The sequence below is a fragment of the Kitasatospora sp. NPDC056181 genome (genome assembly GCF_042266225.1).
In the GTDB taxonomy this organism is placed as follows: domain Bacteria; phylum Actinomycetota; class Actinomycetes; order Streptomycetales; family Streptomycetaceae; genus Kitasatospora.
In genome coordinates, this window is sequence record NZ_JBHJUK010000083.1 from 1 (window position 1) to 21,784 (window position 21,784).

Annotated in this window: 18 protein-coding genes; 12 read left to right on the forward strand and 6 right to left on the reverse strand. The window is 73.1% G+C overall.

The window, feature by feature from the left end; genetic code table 11:
• Positions 1-18: 18 nt before the first annotated feature.
• A complete protein-coding gene (locus ACFC1F_RS27275; protein WP_376162147.1) occupies positions 19-2,271 on the reverse strand; it encodes an RICIN domain-containing protein in 2,253 nt (750 codons plus the stop codon).
• Between the two features lie 280 nt (positions 2,272-2,551).
• On the opposite strand from ACFC1F_RS27275, the gene ACFC1F_RS27280 reads away from it, so the two are divergent.
• The 4 genes from ACFC1F_RS27280 to ACFC1F_RS27295 all read left to right on the forward strand — a co-directional run bounded on the left by ACFC1F_RS27280 (position 2,552) and on the right by ACFC1F_RS27295 (position 8,023).
• Positions 2,552-4,330 (forward strand): beta-galactosidase family protein, encoded by a 1,779-nt coding sequence (locus ACFC1F_RS27280; protein WP_376162149.1) that lies wholly within the window; start codon positions 2,552-2,554, stop codon positions 4,328-4,330.
• Between the two features lie 212 nt (positions 4,331-4,542).
• Positions 4,543-5,865 carry an extracellular solute-binding protein gene (locus ACFC1F_RS27285; RefSeq protein ID WP_376162151.1) on the forward strand — a complete coding sequence of 441 codons (1,323 nt, stop codon included), beginning with the start codon at positions 4,543-4,545 and terminating at the stop codon, positions 5,863-5,865.
• Positions 5,866-6,152: 287 nt separating this feature from the next.
• Positions 6,153-7,109: a carbohydrate ABC transporter permease gene (locus ACFC1F_RS27290; RefSeq protein ID WP_376162153.1), complete on the forward strand. Its 957-nt coding sequence runs from the start codon at positions 6,153-6,155 to the stop codon at positions 7,107-7,109.
• The gene (locus ACFC1F_RS27295) at positions 7,106-8,023 is read left to right on the forward strand and encodes a carbohydrate ABC transporter permease (protein ID WP_376162155.1); all 918 of its coding nucleotides are present in this window, start codon (positions 7,106-7,108) and stop codon (positions 8,021-8,023) included. Before ACFC1F_RS27290 ends, ACFC1F_RS27295 begins: the two co-directional genes overlap by 4 nt.
• Before the next feature lie 163 nt (positions 8,024-8,186).
• Here the strand turns inward: ACFC1F_RS27295 and ACFC1F_RS27300 are convergent, their stop codons facing one another.
• The gene (locus ACFC1F_RS27300; RefSeq protein WP_376162157.1) at positions 8,187-8,945 is read right to left on the reverse strand and encodes a DeoR/GlpR family DNA-binding transcription regulator; all 759 of its coding nucleotides are present in this window, start codon (positions 8,943-8,945) and stop codon (positions 8,187-8,189) included.
• A gap of 223 nt (positions 8,946-9,168) precedes the next feature.
• Between ACFC1F_RS27300 and ACFC1F_RS27305 the strand changes: the two genes are divergently transcribed.
• On the forward strand, positions 9,169-9,468 hold the full coding sequence (locus tag ACFC1F_RS27305) for a hypothetical protein (RefSeq protein ID WP_209415973.1): 300 nt from the start codon (positions 9,169-9,171) through the stop codon (positions 9,466-9,468).
• Positions 9,469-9,636: 168 nt separating this feature from the next.
• On the opposite strand, the gene tpx is transcribed toward ACFC1F_RS27305, so the two are convergent.
• Both tpx and ACFC1F_RS27315 read right to left on the reverse strand, forming a co-directional pair.
• Positions 9,637-10,137 (reverse strand): thiol peroxidase, encoded by a 501-nt coding sequence (tpx, locus tag ACFC1F_RS27310; protein WP_209415972.1) that lies wholly within the window; start codon positions 10,135-10,137, stop codon positions 9,637-9,639.
• Positions 10,138-10,485: 348 nt separating this feature from the next.
• Positions 10,486-11,022 (reverse strand): GNAT family N-acetyltransferase, encoded by a 537-nt coding sequence (locus ACFC1F_RS27315; protein ID WP_376162160.1) that lies wholly within the window; start codon positions 11,020-11,022, stop codon positions 10,486-10,488.
• Between the two features lie 99 nt (positions 11,023-11,121).
• On the opposite strand from ACFC1F_RS27315, the gene ACFC1F_RS27320 reads away from it, so the two are divergent.
• The 3 genes from ACFC1F_RS27320 to ACFC1F_RS27330 all read left to right on the forward strand — a co-directional run bounded on the left by ACFC1F_RS27320 (position 11,122) and on the right by ACFC1F_RS27330 (position 13,121).
• The gene (locus ACFC1F_RS27320) at positions 11,122-11,844 is read left to right on the forward strand and encodes a GNAT family N-acetyltransferase (RefSeq protein ID WP_376162162.1); all 723 of its coding nucleotides are present in this window, start codon (positions 11,122-11,124) and stop codon (positions 11,842-11,844) included.
• A gap of 207 nt (positions 11,845-12,051) precedes the next feature.
• Entirely contained in the window at positions 12,052-12,456 is a 405-nt protein-coding gene (locus ACFC1F_RS27325; protein ID WP_376162164.1) for a hypothetical protein, read from the forward strand.
• 98 nt (positions 12,457-12,554) lie between these two features.
• Positions 12,555-13,121, forward strand: a complete 567-nt coding sequence (locus tag ACFC1F_RS27330) for a Uma2 family endonuclease (protein ID WP_241681563.1) — start codon at positions 12,555-12,557, stop codon at positions 13,119-13,121.
• Positions 13,122-13,148: 27 nt separating this feature from the next.
• On the opposite strand, the gene ACFC1F_RS27335 is transcribed toward ACFC1F_RS27330, so the two are convergent.
• The gene (locus ACFC1F_RS27335; RefSeq protein ID WP_376162166.1) at positions 13,149-13,880 is read right to left on the reverse strand and encodes a DUF4232 domain-containing protein; all 732 of its coding nucleotides are present in this window, start codon (positions 13,878-13,880) and stop codon (positions 13,149-13,151) included.
• Positions 13,881-14,313: 433 nt separating this feature from the next.
• On the opposite strand from ACFC1F_RS27335, the gene ACFC1F_RS27340 reads away from it, so the two are divergent.
• Both ACFC1F_RS27340 and ACFC1F_RS27345 read left to right on the forward strand, forming a co-directional pair.
• The gene (locus ACFC1F_RS27340; RefSeq protein WP_376162168.1) at positions 14,314-16,578 is read left to right on the forward strand and encodes a PQQ-binding-like beta-propeller repeat protein; all 2,265 of its coding nucleotides are present in this window, start codon (positions 14,314-14,316) and stop codon (positions 16,576-16,578) included.
• Between the two features lie 2 nt (positions 16,579-16,580).
• A complete protein-coding gene (locus tag ACFC1F_RS27345) occupies positions 16,581-18,989 on the forward strand; it encodes a PQQ-binding-like beta-propeller repeat protein (RefSeq protein WP_376162170.1) in 2,409 nt (802 codons plus the stop codon).
• A 41-nt stretch (positions 18,990-19,030) separates the two neighbouring features.
• Here ACFC1F_RS27345 and ACFC1F_RS27350 read toward each other — a convergent pair whose 3' ends face one another.
• Entirely contained in the window at positions 19,031-20,332 is a 1,302-nt protein-coding gene (locus tag ACFC1F_RS27350) for an aspartate aminotransferase family protein (protein ID WP_376162172.1), read from the reverse strand.
• A 306-nt stretch (positions 20,333-20,638) separates the two neighbouring features.
• On the opposite strand from ACFC1F_RS27350, the gene ACFC1F_RS27355 reads away from it, so the two are divergent.
• Together ACFC1F_RS27355 and ACFC1F_RS27360 are read left to right on the forward strand one after the other, a co-directional pair.
• Positions 20,639-20,947, forward strand: a complete 309-nt coding sequence (locus tag ACFC1F_RS27355) for a hypothetical protein (protein WP_209415963.1) — start codon at positions 20,639-20,641, stop codon at positions 20,945-20,947.
• A 361-nt stretch (positions 20,948-21,308) separates the two neighbouring features.
• Positions 21,309-21,770 (forward strand): VOC family protein, encoded by a 462-nt coding sequence (locus ACFC1F_RS27360; RefSeq protein WP_376162175.1) that lies wholly within the window; start codon positions 21,309-21,311, stop codon positions 21,768-21,770.
• Positions 21,771-21,784: the final 14 nt, after the last annotated feature.

Genomic DNA, 21,784 nt, shown 5'->3' on the forward strand with positions numbered 1-21,784 from the left:
ACTCGGGGCTGCCTGCCGTCAGCCGATCGCCCAGAGCTGGAGCGCCGAGCCGGTGTCGGCCTGCTGGGTGACCTTGGCCCCGTCCGCGGTGGACGCGGTGGTGAGCAGCAGGCCGCCGTCCGAGGCGATCCGGTAGCCGCCGGGGGCCGGGGTGATCCGCCAGCGCTGGTTTGCGCCGCCGGTGCAGGGCCACTGGATCACCTTGGCGCCGGCCGCCTTGGAGCCGCCGCTGACGTCCATGCAGAGCCCCGACTCGCCGTTGGCGATCTGGTAGCCGCCGTCGGCCTGCCGGGTGAGGACCCAGTTCTGGTTGGCGCCGCCGTTGGCCGTCCAGGTGACCAGCTGGGTGCCCCGGGCGGTGGAGTGACCGGGGTCGTCCAGGGCCTTGCCGGAGGCCGTGAGCGTGTGGGTGCCGTCCAGCGGCGGGTCGGGGACGGTGCCGGTGGCGGTGAAGGTGAGGGTCTGCTCGGCGGCGGTGCGGGCACCGCCGACGGGGTTGCCGCTGGTGTCGGTCCAGCTCCGGACGGGGGTGGTCTCGGCGGGGCGGCCGCTCGCCGAGGAGAGTCCGAGGACGAGACCGCTGTAGCGGTTGACCAGCTTGAACGCGCCGGTGGCGGCCCCGGCGGAGGAGCTCCCGGGGACGACGAACCACTGCTGGCCGACGCCGGGCCCGCCGGTGCCGGCGGCGGTGACGGTGGGGCGGGCGCCCCAGGCCCGGCCGGCGACGGCGGTGGAGTCGACGCCGAGCAGCAGGCCGGTGGAGGCGTTGGCGATCCGGTAGGAGCCGTCGCCGTTGGCCGTGAAGCTCCAGGACTCCAGTGCCGATCCCGTCGCGGCCGCCACCGAGGTGGTGGTGGAGCCGCCGGCGACCTGGGCGAGCACCCGGCCGTCGGCGTTGCCGATCCGGTAGGTCCGGCCGAGGTCGACCGGGGGAGCGGCGGGCGCGGAGCTGCCGATCGTCACGTCCACGTACTCGCCGGACGCGTTGCCCGAGCAGCCGAAAGCGCAGTACGAGCGGAAGGACCGGCCGACGATCGCGGAGCTGGTCCGGTTGGCGCCGTCGAGGAACCAGCGGTACCAGGACGCGGTGTGGTACTTGTCGGTGTCGCCGATCGGGACCCACTTCTGGGTGGAGAGGTCGGCGGTCGCGTAGTACTGCTGGGGCGCCGCACCGCTCTGGTCGACCGCCTGGGGTTCGCCGATGTAGAGCCCCAGGTAGGCGTTGTAGGTGATGTCCATGACGAACAGGGGCGAGGTCGGGGGCATCGTGCCGGCCGCGACCTGCTGGGCGACGGTCCCGGGGTTGGCCGGGTCGTAGTCGGCGGAGGCCGGGGTGTAGCCGGTCGGGTGGGCGGGGTCGGCGGGCACCATGTTGCTCTCCCGGCCGCCCACGCCGGGCTGGGACCAGGCGCCGTCGTACCACTTCTGCCACGAGCCGGGCGCCATCTTCTCGGAGATCGGCGCCCGGGCCACGTGCTCGTGGAAGGCCTTCCAGCCGTCGCCCTTCTCGACGACCCGCGAGCCGTAGAAGACGTAGAAGTAGCCCGAGGCGGTGTCGACGAACAGCCGCTGGTCACCGTCGCCGTAGTGGAAGGTCTGGTTCGGGAAGGCCGCGTCGTCACCCCGCGCGGTGCTGTACGGCGAGGTGATGACGTGGTCCTCGATGGTCCACGTCCGGCCCTGGTCGGAGGAGACCGCGTAGTCGATCGCGTCGAAGTGGAGGCCGTCGCCGAAGGGTTGCGGCGTGAACTCGTTGTGCACCAGCCCGTACCAGCGGCCGGTGTCCGGGTCGACCCAGACGCCGGAGAGGTCGCAGTAGTTCTTCTGGGCGTACGACGAGCCGGCGGGCGCGTAGCTCGCGGTGCGGCCGGTGGGGCTGTTGTTGCAGCGCCAGGTGGTGTCGTTGTTCCGGTCGTTCGCGTTGGCCGGGTTGACGGCGTCGCTGATCGCGCTCGACCGGGTGGCGGAGTCGAAGTCCCGGCCGGTGAAGAAGTCCCAGTACCGTGCTTCGGTCGCGCCGTACAGGGCGGCGGACTGCTGGAAGTAGAAGGTGCCGTCCTTGTCGGTGTAGGGGACGGCGGGGGTGTCGGTGGGGTGCTTGTAGGCGACGGGAGTGCCGACGTTCACCGTGTAGCCGGCGGATGCGGCGGCGGGCAGCGCGGTGGGGGCGGCGGGCGGTGCGGCCGAGGCCGGTACGGCCAGGCTCGCGTTCAGCGCCAGGAGCGCCGTGGAGAGCGCGGCGGCGAGTGCTCTGCGGGGTGGGGCGGACATGGGGGTCTCCTTCGCTGGGGCGGGAGCCGGCGGCGGGGCCGGTCCCGGCGTCGGGTGCAGCGGCCTGCAGTATCCGGCCCCGGAACACACAAATGTCAACACCTTCGATCAGAAATCTGCAATCTAGGTTCCCCAATCTGCGCGAAGCTGCTTGAATCAAGCCTCAACGCGTCATGTCTAGGCATTCGCCGCGTCTGTCGGCAAGCACCGAGCCCGCCGGCAACCACCGCACTTCCCGCCACCACCGCACCTGTCGTCACCACCGAACCCCGAGGGCCGCATGCTCCAGATCTCCCCGACCGGCTTCACACTCGACGGACGCCCGCTGCGCCTCCTCTCGGGCGCCCTGCACTACTTCCGCAGCCTGCCCGAGCAGTGGCCCGGCCACCTGCGGATGCTCCGCGCGATGGGCCTGAACACCGTGGAGACGTACGTCCCGTGGAACCTGCACGAACCGAGCCCCGGCTCCTACGACTTCACCGGCCGGGCCGACCTCGGGGCCTTCCTCCGCGCCGCCGCCGACGCCGGACTCCACGCGATCGTCCGCCCGAGCCCCTACATCTGCGCCGAATGGGAGAACGGCGGCCTGCCCTGGTGGCTGCTGGCCGACCGGAGCCTGCCCCTGCGCACCGGCGACCCGCGCTACCTGGCCCACGTCGACCGCTGGTACGACACGCTGATCCCGCTCCTCGCCGAGCATCAGACCACCCGCGGCGGCAACGTCCTGATGGTCCAGATCGAGAACGAGTACGGCTCCTACGGCACCGACCGCGGCTACCTCGCCCACCTCGCCGAGGGCCTGCGCGCCCGCGGGATCGACGTCCCCCTCTGCACCTCCGACGGCCCGGAGGACTTCTTCCTCACCGGCGGCACCCTCCCCGGCCACCTGGCCACCGTCAACTTCGGCAGCCGCGCCGGCGAGGCCTTCGCCGAGCTGCGCAGGCACCGCCCGCAGGACCCGCCGATGTGCATGGAGTTCTGGAACGGCTGGTTCGACCACTGGGGCAAGCCGCACACCACCCGCTCCGCCGAGGACGCCGCCGGGACCCTGGAGGAGATCCTGGCCGCCGGGGCCTCCGTCAACCTCTACATGGCCCACGGCGGAACCAACTTCGGCACCTGGGCCGGCGCCAACACCGACGACCCCCGCACCGGCGAGGGCTACCTGCCGACCGTCACCTCCTACGACTACGACGCGCCACTGGACGAACGCGGCGCCCCCACCGCCAAGTTCTGGGCGTTCCGCGAGGTGCTGTCGGCGTACGCGGACGGCGCCGTGCCGGAGCCGGAGGAGCTCCCGCCCCTGCTCGCACCGCGCCGGGTGGAGCTCGACCGGTCGCTGCCGCTGTCCGACGTCGTCGACCACCTCTCCACCGGGGCGGTCCACTCCGCGGTGCCGCTCTCCTTCGAGGAGCTCGGCCTCCAGCACGGCCTGGTGCGCTACCGGGGCACCATCCCGGGCCCCCGGGCGGACCACCCGCTCACGGTCCAGGGGCTCGCGGACCGGGCCCACGTCCACGTCGACGGCGTCCACCTCGCCACCCTGGAACGCGACGTGGAGCACGAACCGCTCAAGGTCGCGGTGCTCGGCCGGGAGGCCCGGCTGGAGCTTCTCGTCGAGTCAATGGGCCGGGTCAACTACGGCGCCGCGACCGGCGACCGCAAGGGCGTCGCCGCCGTCCTGCACACCCAGCAGTTCCTGCACGGCTGGACCGCCGACCCGATGCCGCTGGCCGACGGAACCCCCGACCGGCTGCCCTGGGAGACGGCCCGGGCGGCGGAGGGAACGGCGCCCGGCGGGCCCGCCCCGACCTTCCACCGCGGCACCTTCGAGGTCGCCGAGCCGGCCGACGGCCACCTCGCGCTGCCCGGCTGGACCAAGGGCTACGTCTGGGTCAACGGCTTCCTGCTCGGCCGCTACTGGGACCGCGGACCGCAGCGGACGCTCTACCTGCCCTGGCCGGTCCTGCGCAGCGGGACGAACGAGGTCACCGTCCTCGAACTCGACCGCTGCGCCGACCCGGCCGTGGAGCTGCGCCCCGGCCCGGACCTCGGCTGACAGCCCCGGTCCCCCCGTCCACCATCTTCCGTCCCCCACCCACCGGCCCCGTCCACCGGGCCGCGGGCCGTGTCGAAACCGAGACCGCTTCGTGTCTCGCCCTCTCTAGGCAGATGCTCGCATCTGAACAATACTGCTCAGAAATAAACACCCGAGAGCAGAGTTGCGGGCAGACCCGAACAGCTTCCCCCAGCATCCGAAGGAACAGATCCATGGCCAAGACAAGAATCCCCACCCGCCTGCTGGCCGCCGCCGCGGTGCTGCCGCTGCTCACCGCCGTCGCCGCCTGCGGATCGGGCGGCTCCGGCGGCGACGGCGCGGCGAAGGCCGGCGGGACCGCCGAGGTCACCTTCTGGGGCTGGGCTCCGGGCTACGAGGAGGCGGCGGCCCAGTTCAACGCGACGCACACGGACGTCCGGGTCAAGTTCGAGAAGATCGTGTCCGGCAGCAAGGGCGGCTACGCCAAGATCTTCGCGGCCGTGAAGGCCGGCAACGCGCCCTGTCTCGCCCAGGTCGGCTACGAGTCGCTGCCCAGCTTCGTCGTGGAGGGCGCCGTCCAGGACGTCAGCGGCGAGGCCGGAAAGTACCAGTCGGGCTTCGGCGAGGGCGCCTGGAACTCGGTGAAGGTCGGCGGCCAGGTGTACGGCATCCCGGTGGACATGGGCCCGATGGCGCTCTACTACCGCACCGACCTGTACGCGCAGTACGGCCTGAAGCCGCAGGCGACCTGGGAGGAGTTCGCCGCCGACGCCGCCAAGGTGCACTCCGCCAACCCGAACGGCTACCTGAGCGTCTTCAACCCGGACGACCCGTGGTGGTTCGCCGGGATGTCCGCCCAGGCCGGCGGCAGCTGGTTCGGTACCGACAGCAAGGGCTGGAAGGTCTCGCTCGCGAGCGACCCGGGCACCGCCAAGGTCGCTTCGTACTGGCAGGGTCTGATCAACAAGGGCCTGGTCAAGTCCGAGCAGGGCTTCAGCCCCGACCTCTACAAGGACCTGCAGGACGGCACGCTCGCCGCCTACCCCGGCCCGGTCTGGTTCTCCTCCATCCTCGAACAGAACGCAGCGCAGGCGTCCGGCAAGTGGGCGGTCGCCCCGATGCCGCAGTGGCAGGACGGCACCAAGTCGGTCGGCAACGACGGCGGCTCGTCCACCGCGGTCGTCAAGGGCTGCAAGAACGCCGCGGCGGCACTGCAGTTCGCCAACTGGATGAGCACGGACGCCGCCGCCGTCGGCACGCTCGTGGACAAGGCCGGCATCTACCCGGCGTCCACCAGCGGAACCTCGGCGCCGGCCCTGGCCAAGCCCAGCGCGTACTTCGGCAACCAGCCGATCTTCGACGTCTTCAAGCAGTCCGCGGCGCAGGCCCCCAAGTGGAGTTGGGGCCCGACCATGACCCAGACCTCCAGTGACCTCACCGACGCCTTCGGCGCGGCCGTCGCCGCCCACGGCGACCTGACCGCCGCCCTCGGCACCGTCCAGAACAAGACGGTCGAGGCGATGAAGGCCAAGGGGCTGACGGCCACCACCGGCTGACCCGGACCGTGGGGGGGGGGGGCGGCCCGGGCCGCGCCGGCGCCCCCCCCCCCCCCCCCCCCCCCCCCCCCCCCCCCCGCCCCGGCCCCCTCAAACAACTCGCGGGTCGTGGGTTTGACGGCCTGGGGGGCGCCGCCCACCCCGGGGGCCCCCGCACGGGGGGCGGCGCGGGCCCCGCGGCCGGCGCGCCCCCCCCCCACCCGGCACCGAGCAACGCACCGAGCCACGCACCGAGCAACGCACCGACCGGCGGACCGACCGACCGCCAGCACGAGAGAGAACCCCAGATGAGCGCAGCAACCCCGGTGGTGACGGGCCACACCGGCCCGAAGGCCACCACCGCCCGACGGGGGCCGGCCCGCAACCGCGCGGCCCTCGGCTTCCTGCTCCCTTTCGGACTGCTCTTCACCGCCCTGTTCCTGCTGCCCATCGGGTACGCGGTCTGGCAGAGCCTCTTTCGGATCGAGCGCTCCGGTCTCGGCTTCGGCCCGGCCAGGACGGTGTTCTCCGGGTTCGACAACTACGCCGCGGCCCTGGGCGACGGCTCGTTCGTCGCCGGCATCGGGCGGGTCCTGCTGTTCGGCGCCGTCCAGGTCCCCCTGATGCTCGGACTGGCCCTCGGCCTCGCCCTGCTGATCGACGCCAAGGGCACCCGGCTGCGGAAGTTCTTCCGGCTCGCCTACTTCCTTCCGTACGCGATCCCCGGCGTCGTGGCCACCATCCTCTGGGCGTTCCTCTACGTGCCCGGCACCAGCCCCCTCGTCGCCGGCCTCAAGGACATCGGCATCGACGTCGACTTCCTCTCCCCGGACACCGTCCTGTGGTCGATGGCCAACATCGTCACCTGGACGTGGACCGGCTACAACATGCTGGTCATCCTCTCCGCCCTGCAGGCCATCCCCAGCGACCTCTACGAGGCCGCCGACCTCGACGGCGCAGGCCCCTGGCGGATCGCCTGGCACATCAAGATCCCCCTGGTGGCACCCGCCCTGGTGCTGACCGGGATCTTCTCCATCATCGGCACCCTCCAGCTCTTCACCGAGCCGATGGTCCTGCACTCGCTGGCGTCGACCGTCTCCGCCGACTACACCCCCAACATGGCGGCGTACAACGCGGCCTTCGGCAACAACGACTACGGCAAGGCGGCGGCGATCGCCGTCCTGCTGGCGCTCGCCACCTGCGTCCTGTCCTTCACCTTCCTGCGCCTCTCGGTGCGCATCACCGGAAACCGGGTGACCGCATGAGCACCGTCGACCTCCGCCGCCGCTCGACCGCCGGTCCGGCCGGGGACCGCCCCGCCGGGACCGCCCGCCCGTCCCGCCCCGCCCGCCGGCCGCGGCCCAACGTCCTCGGCACGGCCGTCCTGTTCGTGCTCTCCGCCTACTTCCTGCTGCCCGCCTGGTGGCTGCTGGTGGCCTCCACCAAGAGCAGCAGCGACCTGTTCGGCAGCGACGGCTTCTGGTTCTCCACCTTCCACCTCGGCGGCAACCTGCACGACCTGGCCACCGCCAACGACGGCCTCTACTTCCGCTGGCTGCTCAACACCGTGCTGTACGCCGGGGTCGGCGCCGCGGCCGCGACGCTGCTCGCGGCGATGGCCGGCTACGCGCTCAGCAAGTACCGCTTCCGGGGCCGCGAGGCGGTGTTCAACACGATCCTTGCCGCCGTACTGGTCCCGGCGCCGCTGCTCGCCCTGCCGGTCTACCTGCTCCTGTCCAAGGCCCACCTGGTCAACACCGTCTGGGCGGTCCTGCTGCCCAGCATGATCAGCCCGTTCGGCGTCTACCTCTGCCGGATCTACGCCGCCGCGTCCGTCCCGGACGAGATCCTGGAGGCCGCCCGGATGGACGGCGCGGGGGAGTTCCGGATCTTCTTCACGGTGGTCCTGCGGATCTTCTCGCCGGCGCTGGTGACCGTCTTCCTGTTCCAGTTCACCACCATCTGGAACAACTTCTTCCTACCCCTGGTCACCCTCTCCGACCAGAAGCTCTGGCCGGTCAACCTCGGCCTCTACTACTGGAACGGCCTCAAGGACCACACCCCGTACAACCTGGTGGTCACCGGCTCGCTGGTCTCCGTGGTTCCGCTGGTCGTCGCCTTCCTGATGCTGCAGCGGTTCTGGCGCACCGACCTGACGGCGGGCGGCGTCAAGGCCTGAGGCCTGGGGCCTGAGGCCTGGAGCCTGGGGCTCGAAGCCTGACGCCTGAAGTCCGTAGCCTGCCTGCGTCCTGAGGTCCGACGCCCGAGGCTCGAAGCCCGAAGCCCGAAGCCGCCGGACCTCGGGGCGAGCGCGGTGCCCGGGGAGCCGCCCGGGCCCGTGCTCAGGCCCGGCGGACCGTGACCCCGCAGTTGGCGAACGCCTTCTGCTGCTCGTCCGGGAGGCCGTCGTCCGTGACCAGGTCGTGGACGTCGGAGAGCGGGCAGATGCGCGCGAAGGTGACCTTCCCGGCCTTCGTGCTGTCGGCCAGGACGACCGAGCGCGCACTGCTGCGCAGGAACGCCCGGTCGGTCTGGGCCTCCATCTCGTCGTGCGTCGTGCAGCCCTCCTCCGCCGTCAGGCCGTCCACCCCGATGAAGGCGATGTCCAGGTGGTACTGCGAGAGCATCCGGTCGGCGGCCGGGCCCACCAGCTCGTAGCTGGCCGTGCGGGCGATCCCGCCGATCACCACCAGCCGCACCTCGGGGCGGACGATGAGGTCCGCGGCGATGTTCACCGCATTGGTCACGACGGTGAGACCGCTGCGCTCCGCGAGCACCCGGGCGAGCTCACTGGTGGTCGTGCCGCCGCTGAGGCCCACCACCGCACCGTCCGGCACGAGTTCGGCCGCGGCGTGGGCGATCCGGCGCTTCTCCTCCCGCTGCTTCTCGCTCCGGTGGCGCAGCGGCAGTTCGAGGTTGACCGACCCGGTCACCGCACCGCCGCGGGTGCGGTGCAGCAGCCCCTGTTCGTGGAGCTCCTGAAGATCGCGGCGCACTGTCGCGGTGGAGACGTCCAGCAGTTCGGCGAGCGCGTGGACGTCGGCGCTCCCCGCTTCGGTGACGTGCGAGAGGATGCGGGCGGCGCGGTCGGCTTTGAGCATGTCCCGAGTCTAGCCGGGTCGGACGCTCACGGACCGGGGAAGGCTGGACGAAGATGACCATGCGGGGAGTCAATCGATCAACTCCGCTCACGCTCCTGCGCGGAGGGCGCCGAGGCCGCGCAGCGCAGCTCGGGAAGAACCGGTTCCGCGCGCGCATGGATCCGCACGGCGGCTGGGAACAATCGCCGGGACGTGACAGGTCGATCCACGAACGGGAGCCGGGATGGACGCGGAACTGAAGGCGGTCACCGATGCGGTGCGCGAGGTCGAGAAGGCGTTGCGCGACACCGTGGTCGCCCCGGGACGGGGCCGCAGCGGGCGGGTCGTCCTGGCCGACGAGCCGGCCCTCCTGGCGGCGGCCGCAGCCCTGTTGGAGACCCTGGGCGGCTTCACGGGCGGCTATCCCGACCGGATGACCACCCCCGGGGCCCGCGCCGCCTTCCACCGGGCCACCACCGAGCTGGCCGGCCTCGCCCGCCAGTTCCGTGAGGCCGAGGGCGGGTCCGCGAAGCAAGGGGCCTGATCCGGACGCACGCTGCGGTGTACCCGCTCGGCCCCGGTGCAAGGACGGCAGGGCGTAACGGCGGTGGGGTGTAACGGAGATGGGTGCTACGGCAGTGGCAACGGCGGCGGGGTGCCGGTCGGGGCCGTCCGGCCCCTGTTGACCAGCACCCCGCCGCCGGCGACGCGCTTACTTCAGGGCGGCCAGGGCGGCCTCGTAGTTCGGCTCCTGCGAGATCTCGTTGACGAGCTCGGCGTGCAGGACGGTGTCGTTCTCGTCCAGCACGACGACGGCGCGGGCGGTCAGGCCGGCCAGCGCGCCGTCCGCGATCGCCACACCGTAGTCGGCGTGGAACTCGCGGCCGCGCAGGGTGGACAGGCTCTTCACGTTGTCCAGGCCCTCGGCACCGCAGAAGCGGGCCTGCGCGAACGGCAGGTCGGCGGAGATGCAGAGCACCACGGTGTTCGCGAGCTCCGCGGCGGCCGCGTTGAACGTGCGCACCGAGGTCGCGCAGGTGGGGGTGTCGACGCTCGGGAAGATGTTGAGGACCTTGCGCTTGCCGGCGAACGTCTTCAGCGACGTGTCCGCCAGATCGCCGCCGACCAGGGTGAACGCCGGAGCCTGGCTGCCCGGGGCGGGCAGGGTGCCGTTGACCTGGACCGGGTTGCCCTTGAGTGCGACCTGAGCCACGAGAAGTCTCCTTAGGAAGATGATGCCGACAACGCGTGATCGTACTCCGTGCGGGCGACGGGCGGGTTTGTCCGAAGCTGCAGAATCGGCCCGTCGATCAGGCGGCGGATGCGGTAGACCCCCACAATCGCCCGCACCACCCGCCCGGTCGGCCCGGGGGGCGCGGACCCCGCGGAGGCGGTGCGAACCGGCTCCGGACGCCCACGCGCACGTCCATGCGCGCGCCCATGTGCACGTCCATGCGCACGTCCTGCGCCCACGTCCTGCGCGGGCACGCCGAGCCGTCTGCACGGGTACGCCCGGCCCCTTGTCCGGGCATGTCGCGCGTGGTCGCTCGCCGGGCGGACCTCAGTGCCCCGGGGTCCACTCCTCGGCGAGCAGGCCGAGGACGACCTCGTCGCTGTGGGCCCCGTACGTCCAGGCGGAGCGCCGCAGGGTGCCTTCGAGGACGAAGCCCGCGCCGGTCGCGGCGGCGATCATCGGGGCGTTGTCCGCGAGGGTGTCCACCTGGAGCCGGTGCAGTCCGCGCACGGTGAACCCGTAGTGGCAGAGGGTGCCGACCACCTCGCGCGCCAGGCCGCGGCCACGGAAGGCGGGGCGCAGCGCGATGCCGAGGTGGGCGGTGCGGTTGTGGGTGTCGATGCCCCACAGCAGCGCCTCACCGGCGAGCTCGCCCGACGGGAGCTCGACGACCGAGAAGCAGGCCGCTTCGTCGGAGGGCGCGGCCACGGCGTAGGGGGATTCGGCGGATCCCGGCGAAATGGGCCGCCAGGGGCGGGAGTCGGCCCGGGAGCGGGTGGCGACGTCGTCGTACAGTTCCGCCTGGAGGACGGGGACGTCGCTGTCGTGCCGGGCCCGGAGGGCGATCTTGGAAGCCAGTAGCATGTCACATGGTCTACAGCTGCGGGGACGCCCGCGCAATCGATTTTGGGTGTGCCCCAGCCGCCCTGGTCACCGGGCGGGCGGGCAGGCAGGATCTGGTTCATGGCAACAGATCCCTTGATGGTCAGGGCCCGCGGGCTGTGGGAGGAACTGGCCTCGGCGCCGGTGTCGTTCGCGCCGACGGGGGGCGTGAGCGTCGCCGTCTCGCCGCGGTCCCGGCTCTGCCCGGCCGGCTGGGTCGGCATCGTGGTCCTGGGTGACGCGGCGATCGTGACCGCGCCGGGGGAGGACACTGCCCGGATCGTTCGTGACGCGCTGGCGAAGCTGCCGGTCGGGGCGGTCACCGACGCCGACGCGGTGCGCGAGGTGCTGCCGGTGGCCCGGCTGCTTGGGCCCGCCGCACTGGCGTACGCGGCTCCGGACGGCTTCCGTCCCGTCCCGCCCGGTGCACCGGCGGTGGCACAACTGCCGGGCGAGCACCCGGAGCTGCGGAGCCTGGAGAAGCTGGCGGGGGACGAGGAGGCGGGGGAGGCCGGCCTGGACGAGATCACCTCACCGGCCTTCGTCGTCCGGGAGGGAGATGAGGTGATCGCCGCCGCCGGATACCGGACCTGGCCGCGCGGCACCGCCCACATCAGCGTGCTCACGGCGCCACGGCACCGCGGGCGGGGACTGGCCCGCGCGACGGGCTCCGCGACGACGGCCGACGCCCTCGCGGCCGGCCTGCTGCCGCAATGGCGCGCCCGCGTACCGGCCTCCCGCCGGGCGGCACTCGCCCTCGGCTTCCGCGAACTGGGCGCCCAGCTCAGCGTCGAGCCGGCGTAGCCGCAGCCGTAGGGGTGGCGGTAGTCGTCGCCGAGGGCGTAGCCACGGCCGCGCGCCGGACCCGCTGCCAGAAGCCGAACGAGCACCACCGCCACCGCCGTCCCCACCGCCTTACCGTCCCCACCGCCACCGCCGTCCCCACCGCCTGGCCGGAGCACACAGCCGACGACCATGGCGGTCCGGCGCCACACCCGACAGGATGGGCCCGTGCCGAACTACCGACCTCTCCCCGCGATGCCCCCGGATGCCACGTGGCACGACACCGGCACAGGTGTCTTCTGCTACGCGGCCCGGGTCGAAGGACGCTGGTGGGTCCTGCGGCTCAACGACTTTCCCGAGCATCCCCTCTACACCTTGTTCATCGACGCGCAGGTCATCGGTGACGTGGTCGATGATCCGGCCGTCTGGCAGCAGTTGCCGTCCTCGGGGACGCCCCCCGTCCTCGGTGCGCCGGAGCGTGCGGAGGTGCTCCGCCTCATGGCCGGTCTCGGCCCCTACGGCGCCGAGACCGGCACCCCGTGCACAGGCGACTACTGCAGCTGCACCGTCCTCACCGACGAATATGCGGCCCGACCCAACACCCCTCCACGAACGTCCGCGGGGCGCCAGTAGCGGGGCGGCCCTAGTAACGTTACGAGGCGCCGATGGTCGCCTCGGAACACCTGTCACCGGTCCGTCCGAGGCTTGAAATCCGGACAGGAGAGCAGCACGTGAGCACAGCGCATGCCGGCCCGGGTGACTACAGCAGGGTGCCGAATCCGGAGCAGGCCCTGAAGTACGCGATTCAGCACATCGCGGGTGACCGCGTCGAGATCGTCGAGGGAGTCATCACCCCCGTGTCGCCTTCCTGGGCCCATGAGACCGCCGTCGACCTGATCCGCGAGCAGATCGGGCCCCGGATGCGGGAGCTCGGTCTCCGCGCCGGCTCGGGGAACCTCGACCTGCCCGGCACGGAGAACTTCTACGTGCCGGACCTGGCCGTGGTGCCCGCCGAGCTGGCCAAGACCGAAGGGGCGCTGCTGCCGGACCAGACCGTCCTGGTCGTCGAGGTGACGTCCCCGTCCAACGGCGACACGGACCGGACGGCCAAGCGGCGCCGATACTCGCAGTTCGGCGCCCCGGTGTACCTGCTGGTGGACCGTCAGGAACGCACGTGCACGCTGCTCTCGCAGCCGGGCCAGCTCGGCTACACCCGGGTGGAAGGGCCGCATCCGTTCGGCACCCCGCTGCAACTGCCGCCCCCGCTGGCGCTCGAACTCGACACGACGGGCTTCTGAGCCGGCCCGGGGCCTCCGTGGGCCCGGTCAGAACTCGTCGGCGCCGTTGCGCAGCTCGGGCGTCCAGTAGCCGGTGGCCCAGACGGCAGGGTCCACGGCCATGCCTCCGCTGCCCGGCGCCTTGACGGTGGCCTGGCCGCCGACCCCGGCGAGGCTGACGGAGAACGCGGTCACGGGCTCGTTGTCCTCGTGGGCCTTCCCGTCGGAGAGCCTGACGAGTGCGTACGCGGGAGCGCCGGGGGTGAGGACGACGGGGGCGGCGGGCCTGCTCTTGGCGATCGCGGGGACGTCCTCGCGGTGGCTCTCGAGGAACCGGATCTGCGGGTGGTCGCTGAGCCGGCAGTCGTGGCCGGTGGTGTTCTTCGCCGTCAGGACGATGTGGGTGTAGGGCGGCCCGTCCTGGAAGACGGCGCTGATGGCCAGGTCCTTGACGGCGCACAGGGGCGTGCCGGCCGCTGCCGCCGGGGCCGACGCGCCGCCGGCGGTCTGCGCGCCACCGGCGCCCGCTCCCGCCTTGGCGCCCTGCGAGGCGTTCGCGCCCTGTGCGGCACCCGTTCCCTGGGTGGCCTTGGCGCCCGGCGCCGGCTGCGCCTGGGTGGAGGCCGGTGCGGCGGCCCGGGTGTCGGCAGAGCCCGCGGCACCGCCTCCGCCCTTGCCGCCGTCCCCGCCCCCGTTGCCGTCGCAGGCGGTGAGGGTCAGGACGAGTGCGGCGGCGCTCAGGGCTGCCAGGGCGGTGGTGCGGCTGCGGAAGGTGGCCATGGGAGTTCCCCCGTTGTCTCTGGTGCGGTGTGACGCATGCTGTGGTCTCGCTGGGCACCACCGTGCCCCGGGGACCGTCCCGTCTTCCAGGCCCGGCCGCCGATCCGGGACGCTGGAACGTTTCGTGGCCTCTGACCTGCACGAACGTTCGCGCCTGGAACGGCGGAACGGGACGGCGTGCGGCTCGCGCCCTGTGCGGAGGGGCCGGGACGGGGCCGGAGCCGCCGTTCCGCGGGAGGGCCCGCGCGCACCGGCGGCGGGTCGCTGAGACTCCGGGGCGACCTCGCGGAGGCCCCCCGGTGACACCGCGGAGGCCCCGAAGCGACCCCGGGGTGTTTCACGGGAACAGGGGGGTCTTGGGGGAAACCGGATGACTGCCTGTCAGGTACGCCGCGTACCCCCTAGCCTGTGAGGCTCACGGGAGGGGGAGGCGTTGGAGCAACTCGTGGCCGCGGACCCGCGGCACGTCGGCCCGTACGCGCTCATGGGGCGTCTCGGGGCCGGCGGCATGGGTGCGGTGTACCTGGGGCGGTCGGCGGGCGGGCGGGCCGTCGCGGTCAAGGTGGTGCGGCCGGAGCTGGCCGAGGACGGGTCCTTCCGCTCGCGTTTCCGGCAGGAGGTCGCGGCGGCGCGCCGGGTCTCCGGGGCGTTCACCGCGCCGCTGGTGGACGCCGACACCGAGGCCGCGACGCCCTGGATGGCGACCGCGTTCGTGGCCGGCGTCCCGCTCCAGCAGGCGGTGGCCCGGCACGGCCCGCTGCCCGAGGAGACCGTGCGGACGCTGGCGGCCGGGCTGGCGGAGGCGCTGGCGGAGGTGCACCGCGCCGGGCTGATCCATCGCGACCTCAAACCGGGCAACGTGCTGCTGGCGCTGGACGGGCCGCACGTCATCGACTTCGGCATCTCGCGGGCGGCCGACGGCACCGGGCTGACCACGACGGGCGCGGTCATCGGCTCGGCGCCGTACATGTCGCCGGAACAGGCGTTGGGGGAGCCGCTGACCCCGGCGAGCGACGTGTTCTCGCTCGGCTCGACGGTCGCCTACGCGGCACTCGGCAGCCGGCTGTTCGGCGAGGGCGCCGGGGCGGCGGTGCTGTTCCGCGTGGTGAACACCGAACCGGACCTGAGCGGGCTGCCGGACGGCATCCGGCACCTGGTCGCCGGCTGCCTGGCCAAGAACCCGCAGCACCGCCCCTCGCCGCGTCAGCTCGTCGAGCTGGTGGAGCGGATCGGCCGCCCGGATCCGGCGGCCGGCTGGCTCCCGCCGGCCGTCGTCGAGGACGTGCTCGTCGTCCGGGGCGTGCTGACCGCGCTGCCCGAGCCCGTGCCGGACCCTCCCGCCGGTCCGGCGGAGGTCCCGCAGGGGAACCCGCCACCATTACCGCCATACCCCGCTGACCGGCCGACCCGGGACGCGGCACCCGGCCGCCGCCCGAGCCGCCGGGCCGTGCTGTTGGGCGTCGGCGGCGGTGTGCTCGCGGCGGCCGGGGCCGCCACCACGATCGCTCTGTTGGACGACCGCGGCGGCAGTGGGACAACCGGCGCGGCCACGGCGGGCGCTTCGAGCGGCACGCCGACCGCCCTCGTGCGCCCGTCCGGCGCGGACGTGCCCGAGGCGAAGCCGGGCTGGCAGGTGACCCTCGCGAACCCCTGCCCGCAGGTGCTCTCCGCGGACGGTGTGGTGGTCTGCGTCGCCATCCAGAAGATCTGGGGTATGGACGACGCCGGCCGGAACAGGTGGACGGTGGACGGCACCGCCGTGGGTGGTGTCTTCGCGATCGACCCGAACACCCCGCGGCCCGTCGCCGGGCTGGACGGCGGCCGGCTCTACGTCTCCGGGGGGACGTCGTCGGCGCCCGAACTCCTGAGCTTCTCCCTCGCCGACGGGAGGCTCGACTGGAGGGTGGCGCAGAACCAGAAGAACGCGCTGGGCGCGGTCTCCTTCGCCGGCATCCGGGACGGCAAGGCCTACCTGCTCGGCGTCGGCGACGGCAAGGACCGGGGGCTGGTCCCCGGAGGCACCCACATCTGGGCGGTGGACCTCGCCGCCCGCCGGAGCCTCTGGTTCCATGGCGAGGACACGACGCTGGTCCATACGGCGCTGCTGCCGGGCGGCCGGGTCGTGGTCTCCAACCTCGACCAGCTGAAGGCCCTGGACGCGAAGGGCGAGGTCGCCTGGGAGCGCAGGCTCGCGGCGTTGGGCCTCGGAACCGTCGGGAAGTACGCCCTCGCTCCTGACAAGGACGGCACGCTGACCGCCCTGGACCCGGACACCGGCAGTCCGGCGTGGACGGCGAGCGGCGTCGTCGGGGCCGCCCATCGCGGTGACGGCTTTCCCACCAGCGAGGACGGCAGCGTTCTGTACGTCCTCAGGAGCGACACGGACGGCGGATACTCGGTGGGCACGCTGGACCCGTCGAACGGCCGCGCCGGCTGGCGGGCCCCGCTCCCGCTCGACTCCCAGGAGAGCGCCGCCATCGGCTCCCGCATCCTCTGCGCCGACGGCAACCTCTACCGGATGGGCGCGGACGCCGTGCTCTGGGCCCTCGACCCGGCGACCGGCAAGGCCCGCTGGAAGTACTCCGGACTGAAGGGCAAGGACACGACGAAGCTGGCCTGGACGGCCGGCGCCGGACGGCTCTGCGTCTCCGACACGAGCACCCAGACGATCACCTCCCTGCCCGCGAAGGGGTCCTGAGCATGCGCCCGCTGGAATCCACCGATCCCACCAGGATCGGTTCGTACGCCCTGCTCGGCCGGCTGGGTGCCGGGGGCATGGGGGTGGTCTACCTCGGCCGGTCGGCCGGCGGGCGGACCGTCGCGGTGAAGCTGGTCCGGGCCGAACTGGCCGGCGACCAGTTGTTCCGCGCCCGGTTCCGGGCCGAGGTGTCGGCGGCCAGGGCGGCCTCCTCGGCGTTCACCGCCCCGGTCGTGGACGCCGACCCCGACGCGCCCATGCCCTGGATGGCGACCGCCTTCGTACCGGGGGTCGCGCTGGACGAGGCGGTCCGGCTGGTCGGCGCGTTCCCCGAGCACGTGCTGCGCATCCTCGCCGCCGGGATCGCCGAGGAGCTGAGGAACATCCACGCCGCCGGGCTGACCCACCGGGACCTCAAGCCGAGCAACGTGCTGCTGGCGCTGGACGGGCCGCACGTCATCGACTTCGGCATCGCGCGGGCGGCGGACGGCACCGCGCTGACCGCCGAGGGCGCGATCTTCGGCACACCCGCCTTCATGTCGCCGGAGCAGGCGATGGGGGAGCGGGCCGGCGCGGCGAGCGACGTGTTCTCGCTCGGCTCGACCCTGGCCTTCGCCGCCACCGGCGGGACCGGCCCGTTCGACGGCGGGCATCCGCTGGAGATCCTGCGCAAGGTGGTGAGCGAGGAACCGGATCTCGCCGCGGTGCCGGGCGGGGCGCGGCTGCTGGTCGCGGCCTGTCTGGCCAAGGCCCCCGGTGAGCGGCCGACGCCGCAACAGCTCGCCGCGTCCCAGGGGGTGGGGCCGCTGGTGCCGGGGACCTGGCTGCACCCGGCGCTGGTCGCGGCGATCGAGGAGGCGGCGGCGGTGATGGCCCCGCCGCCGGCCGCCGCGCCCCTGCTACCTCCGTTGGCCACGCCACCCCCGCCGGCCATGCCCCCGGGGCCGGATGGGCCGCACCGTCCGGAGCCCCCGTCCGAAGTGCCGACGGGGCAGCAGACGCTGCTGCTCGGCCGGGGCACGCCCGCACCGCCGCCCCGGCCCGGCCGCCGCAAGCTGCTGCTCGGCCTGGCCGGCGGGGCGGTGGCCGCGGCCGGCAGCGGCACCGCCCTCTTCCTCAGCCGTAGGGGCGACCGCGAGAAGTCACCGGCCGCCAACGGGCCCGGGACGGGATCCGGCAGCCCGCCCCCGACCCCGGCGGCGGACCCGACCGACTACACGCGCTCGCTGGATACGGACGTCCTGGCGACCCCGCTCTGGACGACGCCGGTGGACGAGTCGCTGATCGCGGTGACCGGGGACGGCGACACCGTCGTCGCCGCCGGGATGAAGGGGGTCTGGGCGTTCGACCGCGCGGGGAAGCCCCGGTGGGGACCGCTGGCCAACTACTCCGCACCGGCCGGGGTCGGCATCGGCGACTGCCCGGTGGCGGCCGCCGGGGGCATGGCCTACGTGATGGGGTACGGCAGCCCGACCGACCTGACGTACGTCTTCAAGGCCGTCGACCTCGTGACCGGAACCGTCGCCTGGACCTTCAACCGGCCGGACCTGCGGATCTCCCGCTCCGCCTCGGTGGTGGGACTCCTCGACAACCTCGTCTACGTCCACGGCGAGGCTTTCGGCACCTTCCCCCTCCCCGACCCGAAGGCCCCGGTCGCCTACAGCGGGAGCTTCGTGTGGGCGGTGGATCCGGCGACGCGTCAGCTCCGGTGGCAGCTCGTGCGCCCGAAGGGGGTGACGGAGAACACCAGGCTCTCCATCCCCTCCTCCGGGACCCGCCTGCTGTGGGAGACGTACGGCATCGACCTCAACACGTACAAGAAGACGGGGAAGCTGGAGGGCCTCGACGCCGGCGACGCCGGCAAGAGCGTCTGGGAGCAGTTGGCTCCCGGCAGCGGGGCCCTCATCGCCAGCCTGCCCTTCTTCGCGGACGGTCAGCACAGCTCGGCCGGCGGCTACTTCCTCTACCTGGGTGACCGGCTCTACGCGGTCGACCCGGCGAACGGGAAGGTGGCCTGGCAGTCCGCGGGGGAGTGGGCCTTCAAGGGGGCGGTGGCGAGCCCCGACGGCGCCACCGTCTACGCCGTGGGGGCGCACTACGCGAAGGCCCGCACGGTGGTCCAGGCCTTCGACGCCAGGACCGGTGCCGTCCGCTGGTCGGGCTCCCTGCCGGCGGGCGCGCTCCAGGACATGGCGGCGCACTGCGCGGACGGGACCCTCTACATCTGGGTCCACGGGAAGGTCTGGGCACTGGACCCGGCCACCGGCGCACCGCGCTGGACCTTCGACTTCCAACCCAGCGGCGGCACGGCGACCCCCGTGCCCTACTGGGCGGGCGGCGGGCGGCTCTACGGCCCGACCGAGAAGGGCCTGACGGCGATCGCCGCCGACGGCCGGGCGGCCCACGGCTGAGCCGCCCGGGCGGCCGGGGGCGGACCCCCCGGCCGCGGGCCCTACCCCTGGTCCGCGCGGCGTTCCCGTGCCACCGCCTCCAGGGCCTGGACCAGGGCGGCCAGGCCCTCCTCGGCCTCGGCCTCGCTCAGGGTGAGGGGCGGGGCCATGCGCAGCGTGTTGCCGTGGAGGCCGCCCTTCCCGATCAGCAGGCCGCGCGCCCTGGTCTCCTCCATCACACGGCCGGCGATGGCCGGCGAGGGCTCGCCGGTGGCCGGGTCGACCAGGTCGACGGCGAACATGAGGCCCTTGCCCCGCACGGCCCCGACGACGGGCAGGCCTTCGGCGGCCCTGCGGAGCTCCGTGATCATCTTCGTGCCGAGCCGGTGTGCCTGGGCCTGGAGGTCGTGGCTGAGCAGGTAGTCGAGCGTGGCGTGGGCCGCCGCCGTCGAGAGGGGGTTCCCGCCGAAGGTCGAGATGCCGTTGGCCGGCAGGGCGTCCAGGAGTTCGCCCCTCGCGACGACGCCGCCGATCGCGAAGCCGTTGCCCAGCCCCTTGGCGAAGGTCATGGCGTCGGGCGTCACCCCGTGTGCCTGGATTCCCCAGAAGGTCTCGCCGGTGCGGCCCCACCCCGTCTGGACCTCGTCCGAGATCAGCAGGATGCCGTGCTCGTCGAGGGTCTTCTTGAACTCCCCGATCAGCCCGTCGGGCACGGCGGTGAAGCCGCCGACGCCCTGGACCGGTTCGATGATGAGGCAGGCGACGCCGCCGGCCGTGGCCGAGTCGAGCACGCTGGTCAGGTCCTCGACGCAGAACCGCGCGTACTCCTCGTCGGACATCCCCGGGAACCGGTCGCGGTCGGTGCCGTGCAGGTAGTGGACGTTCAGGGGGGAGAGCGAGGAGTTCTTCCAGCTCCGGTTCCCGGTGACCGCCGTCGCGGCGTACGAACGGCCGTGGTAGCTGTTGCGCATGGCCAGCACCTGGTCGGAACCGCGTGCGTGGGTGGCCAGCAGGAGCGCCGTCTCGTTCGCCTCGGTGCCGGAGTTGGTGAAGAACACCTTCGGGTTGTCGATCCCGGAGAGGGCGGCGATCTTCTCGGCCAGTTCCACCTGGGAACGGATCAGGTAGAGCGTCGACGTGTGCACGACCCCCGACCTGAGCTGCCGGTTCACCGCCTCCTGAACCTCGGGAACGTCGTATCCGAGCATGTTGGTGAGGATTCCGGCGAAGAAGTCCAGGTAGCTGTTCCCCTGGGCGTCCTGCACGCGGCAGCCCTTGCCGCTGACGATCTCGAGGGGCTCGTCGTAGTAGAGGGCGACCCAGTTCGGCATGACCGCCCGGTGCCGCTTCAACAGGTCCGACATGTCACGTCTCGCTTCCTGGAGGGATGGCAGAAACCGGTGAAGGCACGATCGGGGACAACGGGCAGCCGCGCCCGGTCCGACGGGCGATCCGGTCATCATCATCGCCTACCCGGCGGGCCGGCGGCAGTGCGCGACGCGGGTCCGGCGTGCCGTCCGGCGAAGGTCCGGGCGTGCGCGGCCCGGCCGTTGACCCGGCCGACGACGCAGGGCGCGGTGGAACCGGCAGGTGTGCGCCACGCGTCGAAGGCCTCGGGGGTGCCGCCGGCCCGGCGGCCGTGCCAGGAGGGGGCCGCAACGGTCATGGCGGTGGTGATCCTGCTTCTGGTGCTCGCCGGCGGCGTCGGCCTGGTCCTCTCCGGCGCCGGCAAACTGCAGACCGAGGTGCCCACCTGCTACGGCCGGCCGATGGCGCCGGGCGACATCTGCCACGCCAGGAACACCGGGCCGGTCACCGAGGGCATGCCCGAACCCCACGACACCACCTACCAGGAGCAGTTGGACAGCCTGACCAGCGGCGGCTGGACCTCGATCGGGCTCGGCCTGGTGCTCGTGGCGCTCGCCGTGGTGATCGGGCTCGCCTGGGCCGCTGGCGCCGCGGCCGACCGGAACCCCTGAACATCAACCGCCGATCCCCGGGAGGGCGGGGCGGGCGCGACCGGGGCGGGCCGGTGGCCGCCCGGCTGCCGGAGAGCCACGAAGCCGCCAACTTGCCTGGGCAGAACGCGCCTTCGCGGTCCAGCCTCGGCCGGGCCGGGCCGACGCGACCGCACGGCCCGCCGGGCCCGGTGTGCGCGCGAACGGCGGGGTGGTCGACGCCGTCGAGATCCGCCACCCCGGGTGATCCGTACCCGGGGACGTGCCGCCGCCGGGGGTTTGTCAGAGGGCGGCGATACCCTGGCGGCACTTCGCCGTCCGAGGTCCGCCTCCCGCGCGGCCTGCGGTTCCGCCCGAATTCCGCCACGAACGGAGCAGACTGATGAGCCGCCACATCCAGGTCACCTTCGACGCCCACGACCCGCGGGCGCTGTCGTCCTTCTGGCGCGACGCCCTGGGCTATGTGCACCCAGGCCCGCCCGGGGTCGACCTGCCGGAGGGCGCCGACCCGTTGGCCGCGTGGGACGAGTTCCTCGCGCGGATCGGCGTGCCGAAGGAGCAGCGCAACACGAGGTCGGCGATCGAGGACCCGGACGGGCACGGCCCGCGGGTCTTCTTCCAGCAGGTGCCGGAGGACAAGGTCGCCAAGAACCGGGTCCACCTGGACGTCCGGGCGGCGCCCGGGTTGCAGGGCGAGGAACGGATGGCGGCGCTGGAGGCGGAGTGCGACCGCCTCGTGGCGCTGGGGGCGAAGCGGCTGCACCGCGAGGAGCCCGCTCCTCCGCTGGGCGCCGGCCACATCGTGATGACCGACCCCGAGGGCAACGAGTTCTGCCTCGACTGACGAGGCCCGGCCGT